Annotated in this window: 20 protein-coding genes; 17 read left to right on the top strand and 3 right to left on the bottom strand. The window is 72.7% G+C overall.

Annotated features, from left to right (window positions below; genetic code table 11):
* The first annotated feature begins 4 nt into the window (after positions 1-4).
* Positions 5-1,138, top strand: coding sequence for a D-alanine--D-alanine ligase family protein (locus ACS3YM_RS11265; protein ID WP_439936530.1), 1,134 nt, complete (start codon positions 5-7; stop codon positions 1,136-1,138).
* Positions 1,139-1,144: 6 nt separating this feature from the next.
* On the opposite strand, the gene ACS3YM_RS11260 is transcribed toward ACS3YM_RS11265, so the two are convergent.
* Both ACS3YM_RS11260 and ACS3YM_RS11255 read right to left on the bottom strand, forming a co-directional pair.
* Positions 1,145-1,651 (bottom strand): DUF3515 domain-containing protein, encoded by a 507-nt coding sequence (locus ACS3YM_RS11260; RefSeq protein WP_439936529.1) that lies wholly within the window; start codon positions 1,649-1,651, stop codon positions 1,145-1,147.
* A 20-nt stretch (positions 1,652-1,671) separates the two neighbouring features.
* On the bottom strand, positions 1,672-1,908 hold the full coding sequence (locus ACS3YM_RS11255) for an Lrp/AsnC family transcriptional regulator (protein ID WP_091196254.1): 237 nt from the start codon (positions 1,906-1,908) through the stop codon (positions 1,672-1,674).
* Positions 1,909-2,025: 117 nt separating this feature from the next.
* Here ACS3YM_RS11255 and ACS3YM_RS11250 point away from each other — a divergent pair, with 117 nt between their 5' ends.
* Entirely contained in the window at positions 2,026-2,976 is a 951-nt protein-coding gene (locus tag ACS3YM_RS11250; RefSeq protein ID WP_439936528.1) for a thiamine-phosphate kinase, read from the top strand.
* A gap of 195 nt (positions 2,977-3,171) precedes the next feature.
* On the opposite strand, the gene rpmB is transcribed toward ACS3YM_RS11250, so the two are convergent.
* Entirely contained in the window at positions 3,172-3,357 is a 186-nt protein-coding gene (gene rpmB / locus ACS3YM_RS11245) for a 50S ribosomal protein L28 (RefSeq protein ID WP_056602600.1), read from the bottom strand.
* Positions 3,358-3,594: 237 nt separating this feature from the next.
* On the opposite strand from rpmB, the gene ACS3YM_RS11240 reads away from it, so the two are divergent.
* From ACS3YM_RS11240 to ACS3YM_RS11170, 15 genes are all read left to right on the top strand, one after another.
* Positions 3,595-5,250 carry a DAK2 domain-containing protein gene (locus ACS3YM_RS11240; RefSeq protein WP_439936527.1) on the top strand — a complete coding sequence of 552 codons (1,656 nt, stop codon included), beginning with the start codon at positions 3,595-3,597 and terminating at the stop codon, positions 5,248-5,250.
* A gap of 13 nt (positions 5,251-5,263) precedes the next feature.
* On the top strand, positions 5,264-7,471 hold the full coding sequence (locus tag ACS3YM_RS11235; RefSeq protein ID WP_439936526.1) for an ATP-dependent DNA helicase RecG: 2,208 nt from the start codon (positions 5,264-5,266) through the stop codon (positions 7,469-7,471).
* Between the two features lie 25 nt (positions 7,472-7,496).
* Complete coding sequence (rsmD, locus tag ACS3YM_RS11230) at positions 7,497-8,066, top strand: 16S rRNA (guanine(966)-N(2))-methyltransferase RsmD (protein WP_439936525.1); 570 nt, start codon at positions 7,497-7,499, stop codon at positions 8,064-8,066.
* Between the two features lie 34 nt (positions 8,067-8,100).
* Complete coding sequence (gene coaD / locus ACS3YM_RS11225) at positions 8,101-8,586, top strand: pantetheine-phosphate adenylyltransferase (protein WP_439936524.1); 486 nt, start codon at positions 8,101-8,103, stop codon at positions 8,584-8,586.
* 118 nt (positions 8,587-8,704) lie between these two features.
* On the top strand, positions 8,705-9,268 hold the full coding sequence (locus tag ACS3YM_RS11220) for a YceD family protein (protein WP_439936523.1): 564 nt from the start codon (positions 8,705-8,707) through the stop codon (positions 9,266-9,268).
* Positions 9,269-9,335: 67 nt separating this feature from the next.
* The gene (gene rpmF, locus ACS3YM_RS11215) at positions 9,336-9,521 is read left to right on the top strand and encodes a 50S ribosomal protein L32 (RefSeq protein WP_179617666.1); all 186 of its coding nucleotides are present in this window, start codon (positions 9,336-9,338) and stop codon (positions 9,519-9,521) included.
* Entirely contained in the window at positions 9,476-10,252 is a 777-nt protein-coding gene (gene rnc, locus ACS3YM_RS11210) for a ribonuclease III (RefSeq protein ID WP_439936522.1), read from the top strand. The genes rpmF and rnc overlap by 46 nt, the downstream gene beginning before the upstream one ends.
* Before the next feature lie 3 nt (positions 10,253-10,255).
* Positions 10,256-11,134: a bifunctional DNA-formamidopyrimidine glycosylase/DNA-(apurinic or apyrimidinic site) lyase gene (gene mutM / locus ACS3YM_RS11205; RefSeq protein WP_439936521.1), complete on the top strand. Its 879-nt coding sequence runs from the start codon at positions 10,256-10,258 to the stop codon at positions 11,132-11,134.
* A 76-nt stretch (positions 11,135-11,210) separates the two neighbouring features.
* Positions 11,211-11,405 (top strand): hypothetical protein, encoded by a 195-nt coding sequence (locus ACS3YM_RS11200; protein ID WP_439936520.1) that lies wholly within the window; start codon positions 11,211-11,213, stop codon positions 11,403-11,405.
* 64 nt (positions 11,406-11,469) lie between these two features.
* Entirely contained in the window at positions 11,470-12,717 is a 1,248-nt protein-coding gene (locus ACS3YM_RS11195) for an MFS transporter (protein ID WP_439936519.1), read from the top strand.
* A 32-nt stretch (positions 12,718-12,749) separates the two neighbouring features.
* On the top strand, positions 12,750-14,111 hold the full coding sequence (locus ACS3YM_RS11190; protein ID WP_439936518.1) for an FAD-binding oxidoreductase: 1,362 nt from the start codon (positions 12,750-12,752) through the stop codon (positions 14,109-14,111).
* A 28-nt stretch (positions 14,112-14,139) separates the two neighbouring features.
* Positions 14,140-15,243 carry a pyridoxal-phosphate-dependent aminotransferase family protein gene (locus ACS3YM_RS11185; RefSeq protein WP_439936517.1) on the top strand — a complete coding sequence of 368 codons (1,104 nt, stop codon included), beginning with the start codon at positions 14,140-14,142 and terminating at the stop codon, positions 15,241-15,243.
* Between the two features lie 34 nt (positions 15,244-15,277).
* The gene (locus tag ACS3YM_RS11180) at positions 15,278-16,801 is read left to right on the top strand and encodes a hypothetical protein (RefSeq protein ID WP_439936516.1); all 1,524 of its coding nucleotides are present in this window, start codon (positions 15,278-15,280) and stop codon (positions 16,799-16,801) included.
* A gap of 89 nt (positions 16,802-16,890) precedes the next feature.
* Positions 16,891-20,445: a chromosome segregation protein SMC gene (smc, locus tag ACS3YM_RS11175; protein ID WP_439936515.1), complete on the top strand. Its 3,555-nt coding sequence runs from the start codon at positions 16,891-16,893 to the stop codon at positions 20,443-20,445.
* Positions 20,442-20,894, top strand: a complete 453-nt coding sequence (locus ACS3YM_RS11170; protein WP_439936514.1) for an acyl-CoA thioesterase — start codon at positions 20,442-20,444, stop codon at positions 20,892-20,894. Before smc ends, ACS3YM_RS11170 begins: the two co-directional genes overlap by 4 nt.
* Positions 20,895-20,937 lie beyond the last annotated feature (43 nt).

The following is a 20,937-nucleotide window of genomic DNA, read 5'->3' as shown; positions in this document are numbered from 1 at the left end:
GGCGATGAACGAGACCTCGCAGGACAAGACCGCCCGCAAGCCCCGCGTCGCCGTCGTCTTCGGTGGGCGCTCCTCCGAGCACGGGATCTCCTGCGTGACGGCTGGCAGCGTCCTGGCCGCGATCGACCGCGAGGCGTACGACGTCGTGCCGGTGGGGATCGCCACCGACGGACGGTGGGTGCTGGAGGCCGACGAGCCCGCACGGCTCGCCATCCGCGGCAACGACCTCCCCGAGGTCGACGCCGAGCGCTCCCCGGTCGCCCTGATGGGAGCGACCACCGGCACCGACCTCGTCGTGACCGACCCGTCACGCGTCCCGTCCGTGATCGGCGAGGTGGACGTCGTCTTCCCGCTGCTGCACGGCCCGTGGGGCGAGGACGGCACGCTGCAGGGGATGCTCGAGATGGCGGCCGTGCGCTACGTCGGCTCCGGCGTGCTGGCCTCAGCGGTGGGGATGGACAAGGCGTTCATGAAGGTCGTGCTGCAGGCGGCCGGCCTCCCGGTGACGCCCGGCATCGTGGTGACCCGCACGGAGTGGGAGCAGGACCCGGTCGGCGTACGCACCCGCGTCGAGGACCTCGGCTTCCCGTCGTTCGCCAAGCCGGCCCGCGCAGGGTCGAGCATGGGCATCAGCAAGGTGCATGACGCAGGGGAGGTCGAGGAGGCGCTCGAGGAGGCCTTCCGCCACGACCCCAAGGTGCTGGTCGAGCAGTCGATGGAGGGCGCCCGTGAGGTGGAGTGCGGTGTGCTCGGCACCCTCGAGGGACCGCCCGAGACCTCGCGCCCGGGCGAGGTCCGCACCGGCGGCGACCACGAGTTCTACGACTTCGAGGCCAAGTACCTCGCCGACCAGCACACCGAGATCGACATCCCCGCAGACATCCCCGCCGAGACCGAGCAGGGGCTGCGCGCGATGGCGGTGCGTGCCTTCGACGCGCTCTCGTGCGAGGGCCTGGCTCGCGTCGACTTCTTCGTGCTGCCCGACGGGTCGCTGGTGATCAACGAGCTCAACACGATGCCCGGCTTCACGCCGACGTCGATGTATCCGCAGCTCTGGGCCGCCTCGGGGATGTCCTACCCCGAGCTGGTGGACCGGCTCGTCCAGCTCGCGCTGCGGCGTGACACCGGGCTGCGCTGAGGGCCGCTACAGGCAGGAAAGACCCTTGTCGAGGTGCTCCTTGAGCACTGGCGCGAGCTCGGCGAGGGCGCGGTCGATGCCCTCGGTGCGGTAGCGCGAGGGGACCAGCAGCTCGACGTAGGGCCTGCGGGTGAGCGCGATCGGCGTCAGGTCGACGCGCAGGTCGGAGAGCTGGTCGTCGGTGACGTACCAGCCGACGCCCTTGACGACGTTGCACGCGGCCGTCGGCTCGTAGTCGCCCGGCTCGGGCACCCCACAGGTGAGGACGTACGCCGGATCGCCCCAGGCGGCGCCCAGCGCGTCGTCCGGGTCGACGGGGCGGCGCAGCTCGCCGGCGAGCGTGTCGGGAAGGTCGTCGACCAGGGCCTCGCAGGTGGCGCGATCGGCCTCCGAGAGGTCGTGCTCGTCGATCGGGACCTCGCTCGAGGAACAGGAGGCCAGCAGCAGGCACACGGCCGCGGACGCGACGACGCCCCGGCCCGGTGCGGGGCCGAGGCGTCGTCGTAGGCGCACGTGTGCGTCGGGTGCCTGCGTCAGATGTGGACGACCGGGCACGTCAGGGTGCGGGTGATGCCGTCGAGGTTCTGCACCTTCGACACCACGAGCTTGCCCAGCTCGTCGACGTTCTTGGCCTCGGCGCGGACGATCACGTCGTAGGGACCGGTGACGTCCTCGGCAAGGGTGACGCCACTGACCTGGGCAATGGCCTTGGCTACCTCGGCGGCCTTGCCGACGTCGGTCTGGATCAGGATGTAGGCCTGGACGACCATCGTGGACTCCTCGGTCTCGTTCAGCGGCTGTGACCGGCCCAACCTACCGCGCCACGCGGCCCGCCCGACAGGGGATGGGTGACTGTGGTCACCGGCGGCGTCTGGTGGGATGGGGCCATGGCAACGGACGCAGTCACAACGCTCGGGGAGGCAGGCGAGTTCGGCCTGATCTCGCAGCTCGTGGAGATCTTCGAGGGTGACGAGCACGTGCTGGTCGGGCCCGGCGACGACGCGGCGGTGCTGCGGATCAAGCACGGTCACGTGGTCGTCTCGACGGACCTCATGGTCGAGGGCCGGCACTTCCGCCGGGACTGGGCCAGCGCCTCCGACGTCGGCCACCGGGCCGCCGCGCAGAACCTCTCCGACATCAACGCCATGGGCGGCACCGCCCGTCACCTGACGGTCGGGCTGGCCGCGCCCGCAGACCTCCCGGTCGCGTGGGCGCTCGACTTCGCCCGCGGCTTCGCCGAGGAGTGCGCGACCGTCGGCGCCACCGTGGTGGGAGGCGACATCACCCAGGCCAGCGAGGTGATGATCGCGGTCACCGTGCTCGGTCAGTGCACGCAGTCGCCGGTGCTGCGCTCCGGCGCCCAGCCGGGCGACGTGCTGGCGTTGACCGGGCGCCAGGGATGGGCCGCGGGCGGGCTCGCCGTCCTCGGGCGCGGCTTCCGCTCGCCGCGCGTGCTCGTCGAGGCCTACCGACGCCCGGAGCCGCCGTACGCCGCGGGCAGGGAGGCCGCCGAGGCGGGGGCGACCGCGCTGATCGACGTCTCCGACGGGCTCCTCGCCGAGGCGCGGCACATCGCGGAGTCCAGCGGCGTCGCGATCGACGTACGACGTGACGCCTTCGAGATCCCCGAGCCCCTCCAGGCCGTCGGCGCCGCGCTCGGGGCCGACCCGCTGCAGTTCATCCTGGGCGGGGGAGACGACCACGCGCTGCTCGCGACCTTCCCCGACGCCGCCTCCGTGCCGCCCGGCTGGCAGGTCGTCGGCGAGGTGCGCGAGGGCGAGGGCGTCACGGTCGACGGCGGCGAGTACGACGGCCCGACCGGCTGGACCCACTTCTGAGCGGCACGGAACGCTGCGTCTCCTGGAGACTCAGGGCCGACATCGCGGGCGAGTCGCGAACATCTCGGGGTTTGCAAGCCCCCTGATGTCGGGGTTTCCCCGCATAGGCGGGGAAACCGAAAGCGTCACGGGGCCCGCAAATGACGAAGCCCCCGCCGCGAGTGCGACGGGGGCTTCGACGAAGTCTGGGTCAGGTCAGCGGGAGACCTTGCCGGCCTTGAGGCAGCCGGTGCAGACGTTGAGGCGCTTGGGCGTGCCGTTCACGGTCGCCCGGACGCGCTGGATGTTGGGGTTGAAGCGACGCTTCGTGATCTTGCGCGACCAGGGACGGTTGTTTCCGAAGCCCGGCTTCTTGGCGCAGATGTCGCAGACGGCAGCCACCGTGCACTCCGATCCGTTCGAGGTTTGATGTCATGGGAGCCCGTAGGACGCCGGACGGCGCCAACAGGCAACCGCGCAAGAGTAGCCGAGGACCGGCGACGAGATGAAATCGCAGGGACGGTCGGACCGGGGCACTACCCTGTGGCGCGCGACACGTTGCTACACCTGTCCCTGCAGATCCACCCGTTCGACAGTCCGACCAGGCGGCCAGCGCACACCCGGGAGCACACCGACTCGATGGAGCACGTCACCCACGGCATCACCCTGGACGGGGTTGCCCGCTTCGTCGACATCGCGACCGACGCGCTGTCCTCGGCGCGTGAGGAGATCGACGCCCTCAACGTCTACCCGGTGCCCGACGGCGACACCGGCACCAACATGTTCCTCACCGTCTCCGCCGCCCGCGACGAGCTGCGCGCGGCCCGCCAGGCCGACCCCGACCTGAGCCTCGGCGAGGGGATGGCGGTGCTGGCGCGCGCCACGCTGATGGGGGCGCGTGGCAACTCCGGCGTGATCCTCAGCCAGATGTTCCGTGCCTACGTCCACCACCTCGCGGGAGCCGGTCTCCAGGACCGACCGGCGCAGACGATCGCGGCGGCCATGGCCGAGGCCACCGAGGCCAGCTATGCCGCGGTGGGCACGCCCGTCGAGGGGACGATCCTCACGGTCTCCCGGGCGGCGTCCGACGCGGCCCTCGCCGTCGCAGAGCGCCCCGGCGCCCGGACGCGCGAGGTGTTCACCGCCGCCGCGGCGGCCGCCCGCGCGGCGCTGGCGAAGACGCCCGAGCAGCTGCCCGTGCTCGCCCAGGCCGGGGTGGTCGACGCCGGTGGCCGGGGGCTCTGCGTGGTCCTCGACGCCGTCGAGACCGCCTCCACCGGCCGTCGCCCCATGCCGTACGCCCCACCGATCGGCACTCACCAGATCCCCGTGGCCGCGGCGGTCCCCAGCGACGACCTCACCGAGGACGGACCGGCCTACGAGGTGATGTACCTGCTGGACCTCACGGCAGACGGGGAGGACGCCGCGATCGTGGAGCTGCGCAAGACCCTTGCCGGGCTCGGCGACAGCCTCGTGGTGGTCGGTGGCGACGGGCTGTGGAACGTCCACGTCCACGTCGACGACGTCGGTGCCGCGATCGAGGCCGGCATCACCGCGGGTCGTCCCCACCGCATCCGGGTCACCCACTTCGCCGAGCAGGTGGCGGGCAACCGCCAGCGGCTGTCCGCGCGCACCGGCCGCAAGGTCGTCGCCGTGGCCGCCGGCCCGGGCCTCGCCGAGCTCTTCGAGTCGGCCGGCGCGATCGTCGTGGCCGGCGGGCCGGGCCAGCGACCCTCGACCGGGCAGCTGCTCGAGGCCATCACGGCGTGCGGCGCGGCCGAGGTCGTCGTCCTGCCCAACGACGCCGACACGGTGCGCGCCGCCGAGATCGCGGCCCGCACGGCCGAGGCCGAGCTCGACGTCTCCGTCGAGGTGATCCCGACCCAGGCGCAGGTGCAGGGGCTGGCTGCCGTGTCGGTCCACGAGCCCGGCCGGACCTTCGACGCCGACGTGCGCGAGATGACCGCGACCGCCCGCCACGCCCGGCACGGCGCGGTGACCGTGGCCGCCCGTCAGGCCATCACCATGGCCGGTCCCTGCGAGGCCGGCGACGTGCTCGGGGTCATCGCCGGCGACTTCGCCGTGGTCGGCGACGACCTCGAGACCGTCGCGAACGACGTCCTGGACCGGCTGCTGGGTGGTGGCGGCGAGCTGGTCACGATCGTCTCCGGCGAGGACGGGGTCGAGCTGGCCCAGCGGGTCGCCGCCCACGTCGAGGAGCGCCACCCGCACGTGGACGTGGCCGTCCACGACGGAGGCCAGCCGCGCTACCCGTTGCTGGTGAGCGTCGAGTGAGCGGTCGATAGCCATGGCGTCCATCACTCCGGACAGCCCGATCGGGGCGGTCTTCGGCGCCCACCACAAGAAGCGCAAGCTCGCCGAGGAGGGCCTCGGACTCGAGACGGTCGGCGACCTGCTGCGGCACTTCCCGCGCCGCTACGTCGCCGCCACCGAGCTCTCCGAGGTGGCCACGCCCGTCGTCGGCGAGCAGCTGACCATCGTCGGCGAGGTGCGCTCGTGCGAGAGCGCCTCGTTCTTCAGCGGCAACCGCCGCCAGTTCCGTACGACGGTCCGGTTGCGCACCGACGGCCCCGACTTCTCCGTGACGCTGTTCAGCCCCTACCAGGGCCAGGCGGACCGCCACGAGGCCGAGTTCCGGCCGGGCAGCCGGGCGGTCTTCACCGGCAAGGCCAAGCAGTTCCGGGGCAGCTGGCAGCTCGAGCAGCCGCACGGCTTCGCCCTCGACGGCGACGAGGCCGCCAGCATGAGCAAGCTGATGCCGGTCTACCCGCTGACCGCGAAGCTCTACTCCTGGGACCTCCAGAAGGTCATCGCTACCGCCCTCGAGCTCGTCACCGACGTGCCCGACGTCTTCACCCCCGAGCTCCGGGAGCGCTTCGACCTGCTCACGATCATGCAGGCGCTGCGGTGGATCCACGGGCCCGACGACTGGAGCCAGCTCGGCGCGGCCCAGAAGCGGTTCCGCTTCGAGGAGGCGCTGGTGCTCCAGCTGGTGCTGGCCCGCCGCCGGGCCGAGCACCGTGCGCAGGGGGCGCAGGCGCGCCCGGGCACGGCGGACGGGTTGCTCGCAGCCTTCGACGCGCGCCTGCCGTTCGAGCTCACCGGCGGCCAGCGCGAGATCGGCGACCTCGTGGCCGAGGAGCTCGGACGCGAGCACCCGATGAACCGGCTGCTCCAGGGCGAGGTCGGCTCCGGAAAGACCCTGGTCGCCGTGCGCGCCATGCTCCAGGTCGTCGACTCCGGCGGACAGGCAGCGCTCCTGGCCCCCACCGAGGTGCTCGCCCAGCAGCACCACCGCTCGATCTCCGCGATGCTCGGCGACCTGGCCCAGGGCGGGATGCTCGGCGGCGCCGCGGAGGCGACCCAGGTCGTCCTGCTCACGGGGTCGATGGGGAAGGCCGCGCGCCAGGAGGCGATGCTCAAGCTCGTCACCGGCGAGGCCGGGATCGTCATCGGCACGCACGCCCTGCTCGAGGACCGCGTCGAGCTCGCCGACCTCGGCCTGGTCGTCGTCGACGAGCAGCACCGCTTCGGCGTCGAGCAGCGGGCGGCCCTGACCGACAAGGCCGGCAGCCCGCCCCACGTCCTGGTGATGACCGCGACCCCGATCCCGCGCACCGTCGCGATGACGGTGTTCGGCGACCTGGAGACCTCCGTGCTCGCCGAGCTCCCGGCGGGTCGTGCCCCGATCCAGACCAACGTCGTCCCGCTGGCCGACCAGCCGGCCTGGATCGACCGCGTGTGGCAGCGCGTCCGCGAGGAGGTCGAGAAGGGCCACCAGGTCTACGTCGTGTGTCCCCGCATCTCCGGTGACTCCAGCGAGGAGGGCGAGAGCGACCAGGTCGACGTCGACGACGACGGCGCGGAGATCCCGCCCAAGCGGGCGCTCGCCGCGGTGGAGGAGGTGCACGCCGAGCTCACCGCCGGCCCGCTCGCCGGCCTGCGCACCGCCGTCCTCCACGGCAGGATGCCGCCCGACGACAAGGACCGCACGATGCGCGCCTTCGCCGCCGGCGACATCGACGTGCTCGTGTCCACGACGGTGATCGAGGTCGGTGTCGACGTGCACAACGCGACCACGATGGTGCTGCTCGACGCCGACCGCTTCGGCGTCTCCCAGCTCCACCAGCTGCGTGGACGCGTCGGTCGAGGCGGCCTGCCGGGGCTGTGCCTGCTGGTGTCCCACGCGGAGGTCGGCTCGCCCGCCCGCGACCGGCTCGACGCGGTCGCGGCCACCACCGACGGCTTCGAGCTGAGCCGCGTCGACCTCGAGCAGCGCCGCGAGGGCGACGTGCTCGGCGCCAACCAGTCGGGCTTCCGCTCGAGCCTGGTCTCGCTGCGGGTGCTGCGCGACGAGAAGACGATCGTGCGTGCCCGCGACGCCGCCGAGGCGCTACTCTCCGAGGACCCGACGCTCGCCCAGGCTCCTGACCTGGCCCGTGCCGTCGCCGAGGTCGAGCTGTCCGCAGCGTCGGCCTACATGGACAAGGGTTGAACGCAGAAGGGCTGACGACGGGTTCATGACGCGCATCATCGGGGGAACGGCGGGGGGTCGTCGTCTGGAGACGCCGCGCGGCTCGACGACCCGGCCCACGAGCGACCGCGTGCGGGAGGCGTTGTTCTCGGCGATCGAGTCGCGCACGGGCTCCCTCGACGGGCTGCGCTTCCTCGACCTCTACGCCGGCTCCGGTGCGGTCGGCCTCGAGGCCTGGTCGCGCGGGGCGGGCGTGGTGACCATGGTCGAGCAGGACCGGCGCACGGCCGCCCTCATCAGCCGCAACGCCTCCACCCTGGGCTTCTCGCGGGCCCGGGTCGTCGCCGCGTCGGTCCACACCATGCTCCAGACGCCCCCGGCCGCGCCCTACGACCTGGTGTTCTCCGACCCGCCCTACCCGATGCCCGACGCCGACGTGGCCGCCGACTTGGAGGCGTTGGTCGCGCACGGGTGGCTGGTCCCGGGCGCCCTGGTGATCGTCGAGCGGGCGGCCAAGCGCAGCCAGGTCACCTGGCCCGACGGGATCGTGGAGGACCGCACGAAGCGCTACGGCGAGACCGCGCTTTGGTACGGTCACGCCACTCCGGCACCCTGATCGCCCCAGGGAGCCTCCGCTCGAAGGGAGACCCGTGCGTCGCGCAGTCTGCCCCGGGTCCTTCGACCCGGTGACCAACGGCCACCTCGACATCGTCGGACGGGCCGCCAAGCTGTTCGACGAGGTGGTCGTGGCCATCGGCGTCAACATGAGCAAGAACCGGCTCTTCACCCCCGACGAGCGCATCGCGATGCTCGAGGGCGCCACGGCCGACTTCCCCAACGTCAGGGTCTCCGGCTTCGACGGGCTGATCGTCGACTTCTGCCGCGAGATCGGCGCGGTCGCGATCGTCAAGGGCCTGCGCGGGGCGGGCGACTACGAGTACGAGCTCCCGATGGCGCAGATGAACTCGCACCTCACCGACGTCGAGACCGTGTTCCTCCCCGGCGCCGTGGGCAACGCGTTCGTCTCCTCCAGCCTGATCAAGGAGGTCGCCGCGCTCGGCGGCGACGTACGCGGGCTGGTGCCGGCGTCGGTGCACGAGCAGCTCGTACGCCGTCTCGCCGAGCGCGAGGGGTGACCAGGACGGGGCCGCCGTGGGGCGCCGCGTCGTCCCACGTGTCACTCGTTTTGCCCCGCCGTGGGGGCGCCGGATACGATTCCGAGGTTGTGTTGGTGTCCAGAAGTGGGAGTTCGACGTGAACAGCCTGGACCCGAGGGCGCCGCTCGTGCTCGATACTCGCGAGCTCGGCCGCCGCCCGGGGTCCCAGCGTGAAGTCGAGCTCACGGTTCCGGCACCAGCAGAACTCGGTATCGAAGTCCTCTCTGTCCCCGAAGGTTCGCCGGTCGAGCTCGACCTGCGGCTGGAGGCGGTCATGGAGGGTGTGCTGCTCACGGGCACGGCCACGGCCACGCTCGTGGGGGAGTGCGTGCGGTGCCTGGAGCCGATCGAGGACGAGATCCTCGCGCGGTTGCAGGAGCTGTACGTCTATCCCGACCAGCACCTCAAGGCCACGGAGCACGACGACCGCGACCTCGACGACGAGACCAGCCTGCTCGAGGACGACCTGCTCGACCTCGAGCCCCTGCTGCGGGACGCGGTGGTGCTCGCACTACCGTTCCAGCCGCTGTGCCAGGACGACTGTCCCGGGCTGTGCACCGAGTGTGGTGCGCGACTCGCGGACGACCCGGACCACGCACACGAAGCGCCGATCGACCCGCGCTGGGCAGGGCTGCAGGACCTCACGCAGGACCAGGACTGACCACACCCACCCGGGACTTCCCGGGTGGGGCAAGCCACACGCAAGCCAATTCAAGTAGGAGACAACCATGGCTGTTCCGAAGCGGAAGATGTCGCGCAGCAACACGCGCCACCGCCGTTCGCAGTGGAAGGCCGTCGCGCCGACCCTCGCGACCTGCGCCAACCCCGCCTGCGGCGCCAAGCACCTCCCGCACCGTGCGTGCGGCCAGTGCGGCCAGTACGGCGCCAAGGCCGACCGTCGCCAGGTCCTCTGACCACCGACGAGCTCCGCGCAGCGCTCGGTGATCCGGTCCTGGATCCCGAGCTGCTGCAGCGTGCGCTGACACACCGCTCGTACGCCTACGAGAACGGGCAGATCCCGACCAACGAGCGCCTGGAGTTCCTGGGCGACTCGGTGCTCGGGGTCGTGGTGACCGAGACGCTCTACCGCGCGCACCCGGACTTCTCCGAGGGGCGCCTGGCCAAGCTGCGCGCCGCGGTCGTCAACGCGCGCGCCCTGGCGGAGGTGGCGCGGGAGATCGGGCTCGGCCAGCACATCAAGCTCGGCCGCGGCGAGGAGACGACGGGCGGTCGCGACAAGGCCTCGATCCTCTCCGACACCGTCGAGGCGGTCATCGGTGCGATCCACCTCAGCGGTGGCATCGACGAGGCCGCCAAGGTCGTGCACCGGCTCTTCGACCCGGTGATGGAGGCCGCCGCGTCCATGGGCGCCGGCCTGGACTGGAAGACCTCCCTGCAGGAGCTCTCCGCCGACCTCGGCCTCGGCGTGCCCGAGTACCTCATCGAGGACGACGGCCCCGACCACATGAAGACGTTCGTCGCGCGTGTCCGCGTCGGCGAGCAGGTCCTCGGCAACGGCACCGGCCGCTCCAAGAAGGAGGCCGAGCAGGGCGCCGCCGAGACGGCCTACCGCGAGATCAAGGCCGCGCAGCCACCCGGCCCGGCGGTCGCGAGCGAGACCGTGTCGCTCGGCACCGACGCCTGACCCGTGCCCGAGCTCCCCGAGGTCGAGGTCGTCCGCGCCGGTCTCGAGCGGCACGTCGTCGGCAGCACGATCGAGTCCGTCGAGGTGCTGCACCCCCGGCCCGTACGCCGTGACCCGCGCGGCTCCACCGGCTTCGCCGCCGCGCTGGTCGGCCAGCGCATCGACGCCGTCCGCCGCCGCGGCAAGTACTTCTGGCTGGCCCTCGGCAACGGGGACGCCCTCCTCGGCCACCTCGGCATGAGCGGCCAGATGCTCCTGCACGTGCCCGGCGCCCCCGACGAGCGCCACCTGCGGGTCCGCTTCGCCCTCCTCACGCCGAGCAGCGAGCGCCTCGAGATGCGCTTCGTCGACCAGCGGATGTTCGGCGGCCTGGCCGTCTCGACCGGCGGCGCCGACCTGCCCACCGAGATCCGGCACATCGCGCGCGACCCGATCGACCCCGAGTTCGACGACGCGGAGTTCGTGCGGCGCGCGCGACGGCGTACGTCCGCGATCAAGCGGCTCCTGCTCGACCAGGGGCTGATCTCCGGCGTCGGCAACATCTACGCCGACGAGGCCCTCTGGCGCGCGAGGCTGCACGGCGAGCGACCGGGCGACCGCCTGACCGGTCCCGTCCTGCGCGAGCTGCTCGGCCACGTCCGTGCCGTGATGGGCGAGGCGCTCGCCCAGGGCGGCACGTCGTTCGACGCGCTCTACGTCAACGTCAACGGCGAGTCCGGCTACTTCGACCGCTCGCTCGACGCCTACGGCCAGGAGGGCGAGCCGTGCCGTCGATGTGGCACGCCGATCCGCCGGGTCGCGTTCATGAACCGCTCGTCCTACTTCTGCCCCGCCTGCCAGCGGCCGCCGCGGGCCACCCCGCGACGCGCCGGTGCCCGTTGACCCACCGCCACCGCGGTGGGACTCTTGGAGATGGCCGCTTCTTCCCCGGCCGCTCTCTCCTGTCGAAAGGCTCTCCATGGCCAAGGCGCTGATGGGTCATGTGCACCAGGACGGACGGACCACCACGGTCCTGGCCGTCGAGAACAGCCGGCTCCGGCGCCGGGTCCAGGACCTGGAGGCACTGGTCCTCCGCCTGCAGGCGGACAACGACCGCCTCGCCGCAGCCGCACGTGACGCAGAGCTGAAGGTCGAGGACCTGCAGCTCGCCTGAGCACCCCGGCCGGACGACAAATCCGGTGCACCGCGTCGCGCGCGCGACGTAGGGTCTGACGCTTGTGAGCAGACTCGTCGAGACCGTCGTCCCGGCACGCCTCGGCCGGCGCTTCCGGTGGCTCCTCGCGTCGTCGTGGACGACCAACATCGGCGACGGCGTCGCCATGGCGGCCGGGCCGCTCCTGGTGGCCTCGCAGACCGACGACGCGCGCCTCGTGGCGCTGGCCGGCCTGCTGCGCGGCCTGCCCTGGCTGCTGATCGGGCTGTACGCCGGCGCGATGGCCGACCGCCTCGACCGTCGTACGGTCGTGGTGAGCGCCGACCTGGTCCGCAGCGTCGTCCTCGCGCTGCTCTGCGCGTCGATCGCCACCGGTCACGTCTCCATCACGGTCGTGCTGGTGGCGGTGTTCGCCCTCGGGGTGGCGGAGGTCTTCGCCGACTCGACGTCGAGCACCCTCACCCCGATGTTCGTGGACAAGGCGGACCTCGGCATCGCCAACTCCCGCATGCAGGCCGGATTCCTCACGGCCAACCAGCTCGTGGGCCCGCCGGTCGGGGCGTTCTTGTTCGCCGCCGGGATGGCCTGGCCGTTCGTGACCCAGCTGGTCTGCGTCGTGCTCGGCGCGGTCCTCGTGGCGCGCATCGGCTCGACGCGCGAGCAGGTGCGCGAGTCGGTGGACACCCACGTGCGGCAGGACATCTGGGACGGCATCCGGTGGCTCTGGAGCCACGCGGCGATCCGCACCCTGGCGATCGTCATCCTGACCTTCAACATCACGTGGGGTGCCGCGTGGTCGACCCTGGTGCTCTGGTCCCTCGACCGGGTGCACATGGGGGAGGTGGGCTTCGGCCTGCTGACCACCGCCTCGGCGCTCGGCGGGATCATCGGCACGTTCCTCTACGGCCGGCTGGAGCAGCGTTTCGACCTCGCCACGCTGATGAAGACCTGCCTCCTCCTCGAGGTGCTCATGCACCTGGCGCTGGCCCTGACCACCGTGCCGTGGGTCGCCCTGCTCATCATGTTCGGCTTCGGCGCCTACGCGTTCGTCTGGCTCAACGTCTCGCAGGTCGTGCGGCAGCGGGCCGTGCCGACCGAGTTCCAGGGCCGGGTGGGCTCGGTCTACCTGATCTTCGTGTTCGGCGGGATGGTCGTCGGACAGGGCATCGGCGGCGTGATCGCCGAGCGCTGGGGACTGGCCGCGCCGTTCTGGTTCGCCTTCGTCGGCTCCGGCCTCACGCTCGCGCTGGTCTGGTCGCGGCTGTCGAGCATCGCCCACGCCGAGGAGGCGCCGGAGGCGGTCACCGCCTGACCGCGCCTCCCGCAGGATGGTTCGATGGGCGGATGGAAGCCCTGGCTGAGCTCGTCGAGTCCCTCCCGGCCGGTGTGGTCGCGACCGACCCCGCGACCCTGGAGAACTACCGCTTCGACTGGTCCCGCGACACCGGGGCGGGCACTCCGGCGGCGGTGGTGCGGGTGGAGGACGCCGACCAGGTGCAGGTCGCGGTCCGCTGGGCCGCGAAGCACTCCGTGGCCGTCGTACCGCGGGGCGCCGGTTCCGGGCTCTCCGGCGGCTCCAGCGCGGTCGACGGCGGCATCGTGCTGAGCCTCGAGCGGATGCGCGCGATCGAGATCGACGGCGACTGCCAGGTCGCCGTCGTCGAGCCGGGGGCGTTCAACGCGGAGGTCAAGGCCGCTGCCCGCGAGCACGGCCTCTGGTACCCGCCGGACCCGTCGTCCTACGAGATCTGCTCGATCGGCGGCAACGTCGCGACCAACGCCGGCGGACTCTGCTGCGTGAAGTACGGCGTCACCACCGACTACGTGCTCGGGCTCGACGTCGTGCTCGCCGACGGCACCCTCGTCACCCTGGGCGGCAAGCGGATCAAGGACGTGGCCGGGCTGTCCCTGCTCAAGCTGTTCGTCGGGTCGGAGGGCACGCTCGGCATCGTCACGCGGGCGATCCTGCGCCTCGTGCCGCTGCCGCTGCCGCCGGCGACGCTGGTCGCGTCCTTCGCCTCGGTGGTCGACGCAGCCGGGGCCGTGGTCGCCGTACGCCGCACGCTGCGGCCCTCGATGATGGAGCTGATGGATCAGGCGTCCATCAACGCGGTCGAGGACTACTCGCCACGCGGGCTCGACCGGACCGCCGGCGCCCTCCTGGTCGTGCAGTCCGACGCACCGGGGGAGTCGCGGGTCGCGGAGATCGCGCTCGTGGAGGAGGCCTGCGTCGCGGCGGGCGCGAGCGAGGTGCTGGTGACCGACGACCCGGCAGAGGGTGAGATGTTCGTCGACGCCCGGCGGGCAGCGTTCCCGGCCATCGAGGCGCGGGGCGCGCTGCTGCTCGAGGACGTCGGGGCCGCGGTCCCGCTGCTGCCGGACCTGCTGGCGGCGGTGGCCGAGATCGCCCGCACGCACGACGTCGAGATCCCGACCGTGGCCCACGCGGGCGACGGCAACACCCACCCGATCATCGTCTACACGGCCGGCGACGCCGACTCCGAGCGCCGTGCCCGTGCCGCCTTCGACGACATCCTGCAGGCCGCGATCCGCCTCGGCGGCACGATCACGGGCGAGCACGGGGTGGGGCGCACCAAGAAGGCGGCGCTGCCCGACCAGCTCGGCGAGGACGTGATGGCGCTGACGCGGCGAGTGAAGGACGCGCTCGACCCGGCCGGGATCCTCAACCCTGGGGCGGTGCTCTGAGGCCGGCGCGTTCGCTACGGTCGACTGCATGATCCGCGAGCGCCACCTCTTCGGTCCCGGTCCCTCGAACCCCTACCCCGAGGCCACCCGTGCCCTCGCCGAGCCGCTGCTCGGCCACCTCGACCCGGAGTTCCTCCGGATCATGGACGAGACGTGCGAGATGCTGCGCACCGTCTGGGGCACGTCCAACGCCCGCACGCTGCCGCTCAGCGCGACCGGCTCTGCCGGCATGGAGGCGGCGTTCGTCAACACGGTGCATCCCGGCGACGTCGTCGTGGTCGCCGTCAACGGACTCTTCGGGCAGCGGATGACCGACGTCGCCGCCCGGTGCGGCGCCGAGGTCGTGGCCGTCGAGCACGAGTGGGGCCAGCCGGTCGACGTCGAGCGCGTGCTGGCGGCCCACCCGTCCCCGGCGATCATCGCCGCGGTCCATGCCGAGACCTCGACAGGCGTCCGGTCCGACGTCGCAGCGCTCGGCGCGGGGCTCCGTTCACAGGGGGCAGACGCCCTCCTGCTCGTCGACGCGGTCACCTCCATCGCCGGCATCGAGCTGCGCGCCGACGACTGGGGCGTCGACATCGGCTACGCCGGCACCCAGAAGTGCCTCGGTGTCGCGCCGGGCCTCGCACCGTTCACGATCAACGACCGCGCCTTCGAGCGCCGGGTCGAGAAGCCGCGCTCGTGGTACCTCGACCTGGGCATGCTCGGCGGCTACGTCGGCGAGGCCGGCGTCAAGGGCGGCCAGCGGACCTACCACCACACGGCGCCCACAGCGATGGTCGCCAGCCTCCACGGCGGCCTGACCCGGATCCTCGAGGAGGGCCTCGAGGCCGTCTGGGCCCGCCACCAGGCCGCCGGCGACGCGTTGCAGGCCGGGCTGGAGGAGATTGGCCTCGAGCTGTTCGCGGCCGAGGGGAGCCGGCTCCCGGAGCTCACCACGGTGAAGGTGCCCGAGGGCGTCGACTCGGCAGCGGTCCGGAAGGAGCTGCTCGAGAAGCACGGCATCGAGATCGGCGCCGGAGCCGGGGCGTACGCCTCGAGCGTGTGGCGCATCGGCCTGATGGGCCGCAACGCCCGCCCCGACGCCGTGCTGCTGGTGCTCGCGGCGCTGAAGGACGTGCTCGGTCGCTGACGTAACCACCGTCACAGCCGGTCGTTGGAGGGGCATGCGACTTGCCACCCCCGCACGGCTGCTGGCCGTGGGCGCCCTGTCCCTCGCTCCCGTCGCCCTCGCCGGCACCGCGCACGCCCATGGCGACCGCGACCGCGCCGAGCGCATGGCGCAGCAGTACGACGCCGGGCTCGCCGTGCCGTTCATCAGCTCGCCCAACGTCCGGCTCGCCGCCGTCCGCCCGGGCAGCGCGGGCATCTCGGGCTGCTTCCTGCACTCGGCGCCGTACTTCGTGATGTCCGGGCTCGACGACGTCACGGTCTACGACGTGAGCGACCCGGTGGCGCCGCGCGAGGTCGGCTCGATGCCCAGCGCGCAGTTCGAGAACGAGGCGATGGACTGCGGCGAGCGCAAGGTGTCGCGCGAGCGGACCGACCGGTTCGCGATGATCGGCGTCGACCTCTACCAGGCCTCGCCCGACGACCTCGAGCACGTCAACGACCCGGCGACCGGTGACTACGAGCTGGTGATCGTCGACCTCACCGACCCGACCGACCCCCACGTGCGCTCACGCGTGAAGGCCACGACCAGCACGCACACCGTGACGTGCATCGACGGCACCGACTGCCGCTACGCCTACTCGGCGGGCGACGACTCCGAGGTGCCCGGCCAGGGCAGCTTCTCCGTCTTCGACCTCACCGACCTCGACCACCCCGTCGAGGTGGACAGCGACCCGGCCACGCCCGGCACCCAGCCGTTCCGCTCCGACGCCGTCGGCTGGGGTGGGCACAAGTGGAACGTCGACGCCGCCGGCTACGCGACCCACACGGGCGCGGGAGGGTCGTACATCTTCGACGTGCGCGACCCGCTGCACCCGGTCGAGGTGGCCAACACCGGTGCCGCCGGCGACACGGCGCGCGAGGGCTCGGTCAACCACTTCAACGACTTCATCCACCACAACAGCTTCCGGCCCAACGCGGAGGCCTTCCGGCCCGACGCGCCCCCGTCGCTGGCCAACGGCAACATCCTGCTGGTCACGGAGGAGGACTACGAGGACACCGACTGCTCGACCGCCGGCTCCTTCCAGACCTGGCACGTGAAGCGGCTCGACGGCTCGGACGGCTCCATCGTGCCGCTGGCCAAGGTGGAGCTCGCCGACCTGGGCACCTTCCCGGTCCCGGCAGGCGCCTTCTGCTCCTCGCACTGGTTCGACTACCACCCGAGCGGCATCGTCGCGGTCGGCTTCTACGGCGGCGGGACCCAGCTCATCGACGTCACCGACCCGACCGCCCCGACGAGCCACGGCTACGCCACCTGGGGCGCCTCCGAGGTCTGGGACTCGATGTGGGTGCCGGTCTACAACCGCAAGGGCGTGGCCACGTCCCAGCGCACCAACCTGCTCTACTCCGTCGACCTCGTGCGCGGGCTCGACGTGTACGTCGTCGACGTGCCCGCGGACGGCCTCGGCACCGTCCCCTCGGTCCAGGCGCCCACGAGCGTCGCCGTGGCGCCCGGGGTCCTCGTCGGCGGCAGCGCGGCGCTCGCGCTCCTGCTGCACCGGCGCCGACGCCGCGCCTGAGCGGGTCGGGCCGGCCCGACGGGTAGGGTGTGGCGCGCTGAGCTTCCCCAGTCTTCAGTGGCCGAACTCGTCCCGGTGAGGAGCCCGCGTTGTACCTGAAGAGCCTGACCCTCAAGGGGTTCAAGTCCTTCGCGTCCTCGACGACGATGCAGCTCGAGCCGGGGATCACCTGCATCGTCGGCCCCAACGGGTCGGGCAAGTCCAACGTCGTCGACGCCCTCGCCTGGGTGATGGGCGAGCAGGGCGCCAAGAGCCTGCGCGGCGGCAAGATGGAGGACGTCATCTTCGCCGGCACGTCCGGCCGTCCGCCACTGGGCCGCGCCGAGGTGCAGCTGACGATCGACAACAGCGACGGCGCGCTGCCGATCGACTACGCCGAGGTGACGATCAGCCGCACCATGTTCCGCAACGGCGGCTCGGAGTACGCCATCAACGGCAACGGGTGCCGGCTGCTCGACGTGCAGGAGCTGCTCAGCGACTCCGGCATCGGCCGCGAGATGCACGTGATCGTCGGGCAGGGCCAGCTCGACTCGATCCTGCACGCCACCCCGGAGGACCGGCGCGGCTTCATCGAGGAGGCCGCGGGCGTCCTCAAGCACCGCAAGCGCAAGGAGAAGGCGCTCCGCAAGCTCGACTCCACCGACGGCAACCTGACCCGGCTCGCCGACCTGCTCTCCGAGATCCGGCGCCAGCTCAAGCCGCTCGGCCGGCAGGCCGAGGTCGCGCGCCAGGCGCAGACGGTGCAGGCCGACGTGCGCGACGCCCGGGCCCGGCTGCTGGCCGACGACCTGGTCACCGCCCGCACGGCGCTCGAGACGGAGCTCGCCGACGAGTCGGTGCTCCTCGAGCGGCGCCAGGAGGTCGAGGCCGCCATCACCGCCGGTCGCGAGCAGGAGTCGCGCCTCGAGGCGGCCCTGCGTGACGACCTGCCGCGGCTGGCCGCGGCCCAGGAGACGTGGTTCGCGCTGTCCGGGCTCAAGGAGCGCCTGCGCGGCACGGCCTCGCTCGCCGACGAGCGGATCCGCAACGCAGCCGGGGCCGCCGAGGGAGACACCGTGGACTCCGGCCGGGACCCCGACGACCTCGAGGCCCAGGCCGAGCGCGTGCGCCGGCAGGAGGCCGAGATCGCGGCGCAGGTCGAGGAGCACCGGACGGCGCTCGACGCCGCCGTGGTCGCCAAGCGCGCGGCCGAGGAGGCAGCGGCCGAGGAGGACAAGCGGATCGCCGGCCTGCAGCGCGCCGCCGCCGACCGGCGCGAGGGCCTGGCCCGGCTCACCGGCCAGGTCAACGCCCTCAAGTCCCGCTCGGAGGCCGCCGACGCCGAGATCCGGCGGCTCACCGACGCCCGCGAGGACGCCGCGGCCCGCGCCGAGCGCGCGCAACGTGACTTCACCGCGCTGGAGACCAAGGTCGCCGGCCTCGACGCGGGGGAGGAGGGCCTCGACTCCGAGCACGAGGAGGCCGTCGCCGCCCTCGACGAGGTCGAGGAGCAGCTGGCTCGGGCCCGCGAGGACGCGCAGCAGGCCGACCGCGACCGCGCCGGGCTGATCGCGCGCCGCGACGCCCTGGAGATCGGGCTCAACCGCAAGGACGGCGCCGGCGCGCTGCTCGCCGCCACCGACGAGGTCGACGGGCTGCTCGGCTCCGTGGCCGCGCTGCTCGACGTCGAGCACGGCTTCGAGGCCGCCGTGGCCGCCGCGCTCGGCACCGCCGCCGACGCGGTCGTCGTGTCCGACGCGGGAGCGGCGGTGGAGGCCATCGGCCACCTCAAGGACGACGACCTCGGCCGCGCCGGGCTGGTGCTCGGTGGTGCGCCGCACGCGGACCGTGACTGGCCGGCGCTCCCCGACGCGACGACGTACGCCGTCGACGTGGTGACCGCGCCCGACGACGTACGCCCCGCGCTGGTGCGGCTGCTCCACAAGGTCGCCGTGGTCGAGGACCTCGCCGCCGCGCGGCGCCTCGTCGCCGACCTCCCCGACGTGGTCGCCGTGACCCGCGAGGGCGACCTGCTCGGCGCCCACTTCGCGGCGGGCGGGTCCAGCAGCCAGCCCAGCCTGATCGAGGTGCAGGCCGCGGTCGACGAGGCGACCACCCGGCTCGCCGAGGCGACCGCGACCACCGAGCGGCTCGGGTTCGAGATCTCCCGGCTCGAGGCCGCCCGCCACGACTGCCTCAAGCGGGTCGACGTCGCCCTGGCCAAGCTCCACGAGTCCGACGCGACCCTGGCCGCGGTGGCCGAGGAGCTCGGGCAGTACGGCTCCCAGGCGCGCGCCGCCAAGGGCGAGGCCGAGCGCCTCGAGCGTGCCATCGCCACCGCGCGGGAGGCCCGAGAGGCCGACCTGGCCGGCCTCGCCGACCTGGAAGCGCGCCTGGCCGCCGCCGAGAACGTCACCGACGAGGAGCCCGACACCGCCGAGCGCGAGAAGCTCGCCGAAGCAGCCCGCGAGGCGCGACAGGGCGAGATGGACGCCCGGCTCGGGCTGCGGACGGCCGAGGAACGCGCCCGCGCCCTCCACGGCCGCGCCGACTCGCTGCTGCGCGCCGCGCAGGCCGAGCGTGAGTCGCGGGCGCGGGCCGCCGAGCGCCGCGAGCGGCTCATCCGCGAGGGACGGGCCGCCCAGGCCGTCGCCGTCGCCGTCCGCGTCGTCCTGCACCAGCTCGAGCGGTCCGTGATGCTCGCCGCCGACGAGCGGGCAGCCGTCGAGGAGTCGCGCCAGAGCAGCGAGCAGCAGCTCATGGCCGTGCGGACCCACCTGCGCGACCTCGGCCGTGAGCACGACGAGCTGGTCAGCTCGGTGCACCGCGACGAGATGGCGCGCACCCAGCAGAAGATGCGCATCGAGCAGCTCGAGGAGCGCGCGCTCGAGGAGCTCGGCCTGGACCCCGACGGCCTGGTCGACGACTACGGCCCGACCACCCTCATCCCCTTCACCGGGCCGGTGCCGGAGGGGGAGGAGGCGCCGGAGCCGGTGCCGTTCGTGCGCGAGGAGCAGGTCAAGCGGCTGCGCAGCGCCGAGCGGTCGCTCTCCATGCTGGGCCGGGTCAACCCGCTCGCGCTGGAGGAGTTCTCCGCGATGGAGGAGCGGCACAAGTTCCTCACCGAGCAGCTCGAGGACCTCAAGCGCACCCGCAAGGACCTCCTCGACATCGTCCGCGAGGTCGACGCCCGCGTCGAGCAGGTCTTCACCGAGGCCTACGCCGACGTGGAGAAGGCCTTCGACCAGACCTTCGCCCGCCTCTTCCCGGGCGGCGAGGGTCGCCTGGTGCTGACCGACCCCGGCAACATGCTCGCCACCGGCGTCGAGGTCGAGGCCCGCCCACCGGGCAAGAAGGTCAAGCGCCTGTCCCTGCTCTCCGGTGGTGAGCGCTCGCTCGTGGCGGTCGCGTTCCTGGTGGCGCTCTTCAAGGCCCGGCCCTCGCCGTTCTACATCCTCGACGAGGTGGAGGCGGCGCTCGACGACACCAACCTCGGCCGCCTGCTGGAGATCTACGAGGAGCTCCGGGAGAACTCCCAGCTGCTCGTCATCACCCACCAGAAGCGCACCATGGAGGTCGGCGACGCGCTCTACGGCGTCACCATGCGCGGCGACGGCGTCTCGGCCGTGATCAGCCAGCGCCTCCGCGACGCCGAGTCCGCATGAGCCGGCCCGCCCGGCCCACGCGCGCCGACTACGTCGAGTGGCGTACGGCGACCACGCGCTGGCGCGACGACGACGCCTACGGCCACCTCAACAACGCCACCTACTACGAGCTCTTCGACACGGCCGTCAACGCCTACCTCTACGAGGCCACCGGCGTCGATGTCCGCGCCCTGCCACAGATCGGCGTCGTCGCGGAGACGAGCTGCCGCTACTTCCGCGAGATCGGGTTCCCCGAGCCGATCGAGATGGGACTGGTCTGCGACAAGGTCGGCACGAGCTCGATCGTCTACCGGATCGGCCTGTTCCAGGGGCCGTCGGACGAGGCGGCGGCCGAGGGCCGCTTCGTCCACGTCTACGTCGACAACACGCACGGCGCCGGGGCCCGGCCGGTGACCCCGATGCCCGACGTCGTGCGCGAGGCCGTCGTACGCCTGCTCCGTCCCTCCTGAGGGGTGAGACGGGACACGTCGACGCGCGCGCCGGCGGCGCCGT

The organism is Nocardioides sp. N13(2025) (assembly GCF_051912545.1).
Lineage (GTDB): Bacteria > Actinomycetota > Actinomycetes > Propionibacteriales > Nocardioidaceae > Nocardioides.
The sequence above is the reverse complement of the archived record's forward strand: the minus strand, read 5'-3'. Positions and strand labels throughout refer to the sequence as shown.

Bases quoted from the DNA above. Each gene is read 5' to 3' on its own strand.
- ACS3YM_RS11185 (WP_439936517.1), top strand. From the start codon at position 14,140: ATGATCCGCGAGCGCCACCTCTTCGGTCCCGGTCCCTCGAACCCCTAC.
- ACS3YM_RS11235 (WP_439936526.1), top strand. From the start codon at position 5,264: ATGGCGTCCATCACTCCGGACAGCCCGATCGGGGCGGTCTTCGGCGCC.
- ACS3YM_RS11200 (WP_439936520.1), top strand. From the start codon at position 11,211: ATGGCCAAGGCGCTGATGGGTCATGTGCACCAGGACGGACGGACCACC.
- ACS3YM_RS11250 (WP_439936528.1), top strand. From the start codon at position 2,026: ATGGCAACGGACGCAGTCACAACGCTCGGGGAGGCAGGCGAGTTCGGC.
- ACS3YM_RS11170 (WP_439936514.1), top strand. From the start codon at position 20,442: ATGAGCCGGCCCGCCCGGCCCACGCGCGCCGACTACGTCGAGTGGCGT.
- ACS3YM_RS11265 (WP_439936530.1), top strand. From the start codon at position 5: ATGAACGAGACCTCGCAGGACAAGACCGCCCGCAAGCCCCGCGTCGCC.
- ACS3YM_RS11240 (WP_439936527.1), top strand. From the start codon at position 3,595: ATGGAGCACGTCACCCACGGCATCACCCTGGACGGGGTTGCCCGCTTC.
- ACS3YM_RS11255 (WP_091196254.1), bottom strand. From the start codon at position 1,908: ATGGTCGTCCAGGCCTACATCCTGATCCAGACCGACGTCGGCAAGGCC.
- ACS3YM_RS11190 (WP_439936518.1), top strand. From the start codon at position 12,750: ATGGAAGCCCTGGCTGAGCTCGTCGAGTCCCTCCCGGCCGGTGTGGTC.
- rsmD (WP_439936525.1), top strand. From the start codon at position 7,497: ATGACGCGCATCATCGGGGGAACGGCGGGGGGTCGTCGTCTGGAGACG.
- ACS3YM_RS11180 (WP_439936516.1), top strand. From the start codon at position 15,278: ATGCGACTTGCCACCCCCGCACGGCTGCTGGCCGTGGGCGCCCTGTCC.
- rpmF (WP_179617666.1), top strand. From the start codon at position 9,336: ATGGCTGTTCCGAAGCGGAAGATGTCGCGCAGCAACACGCGCCACCGC.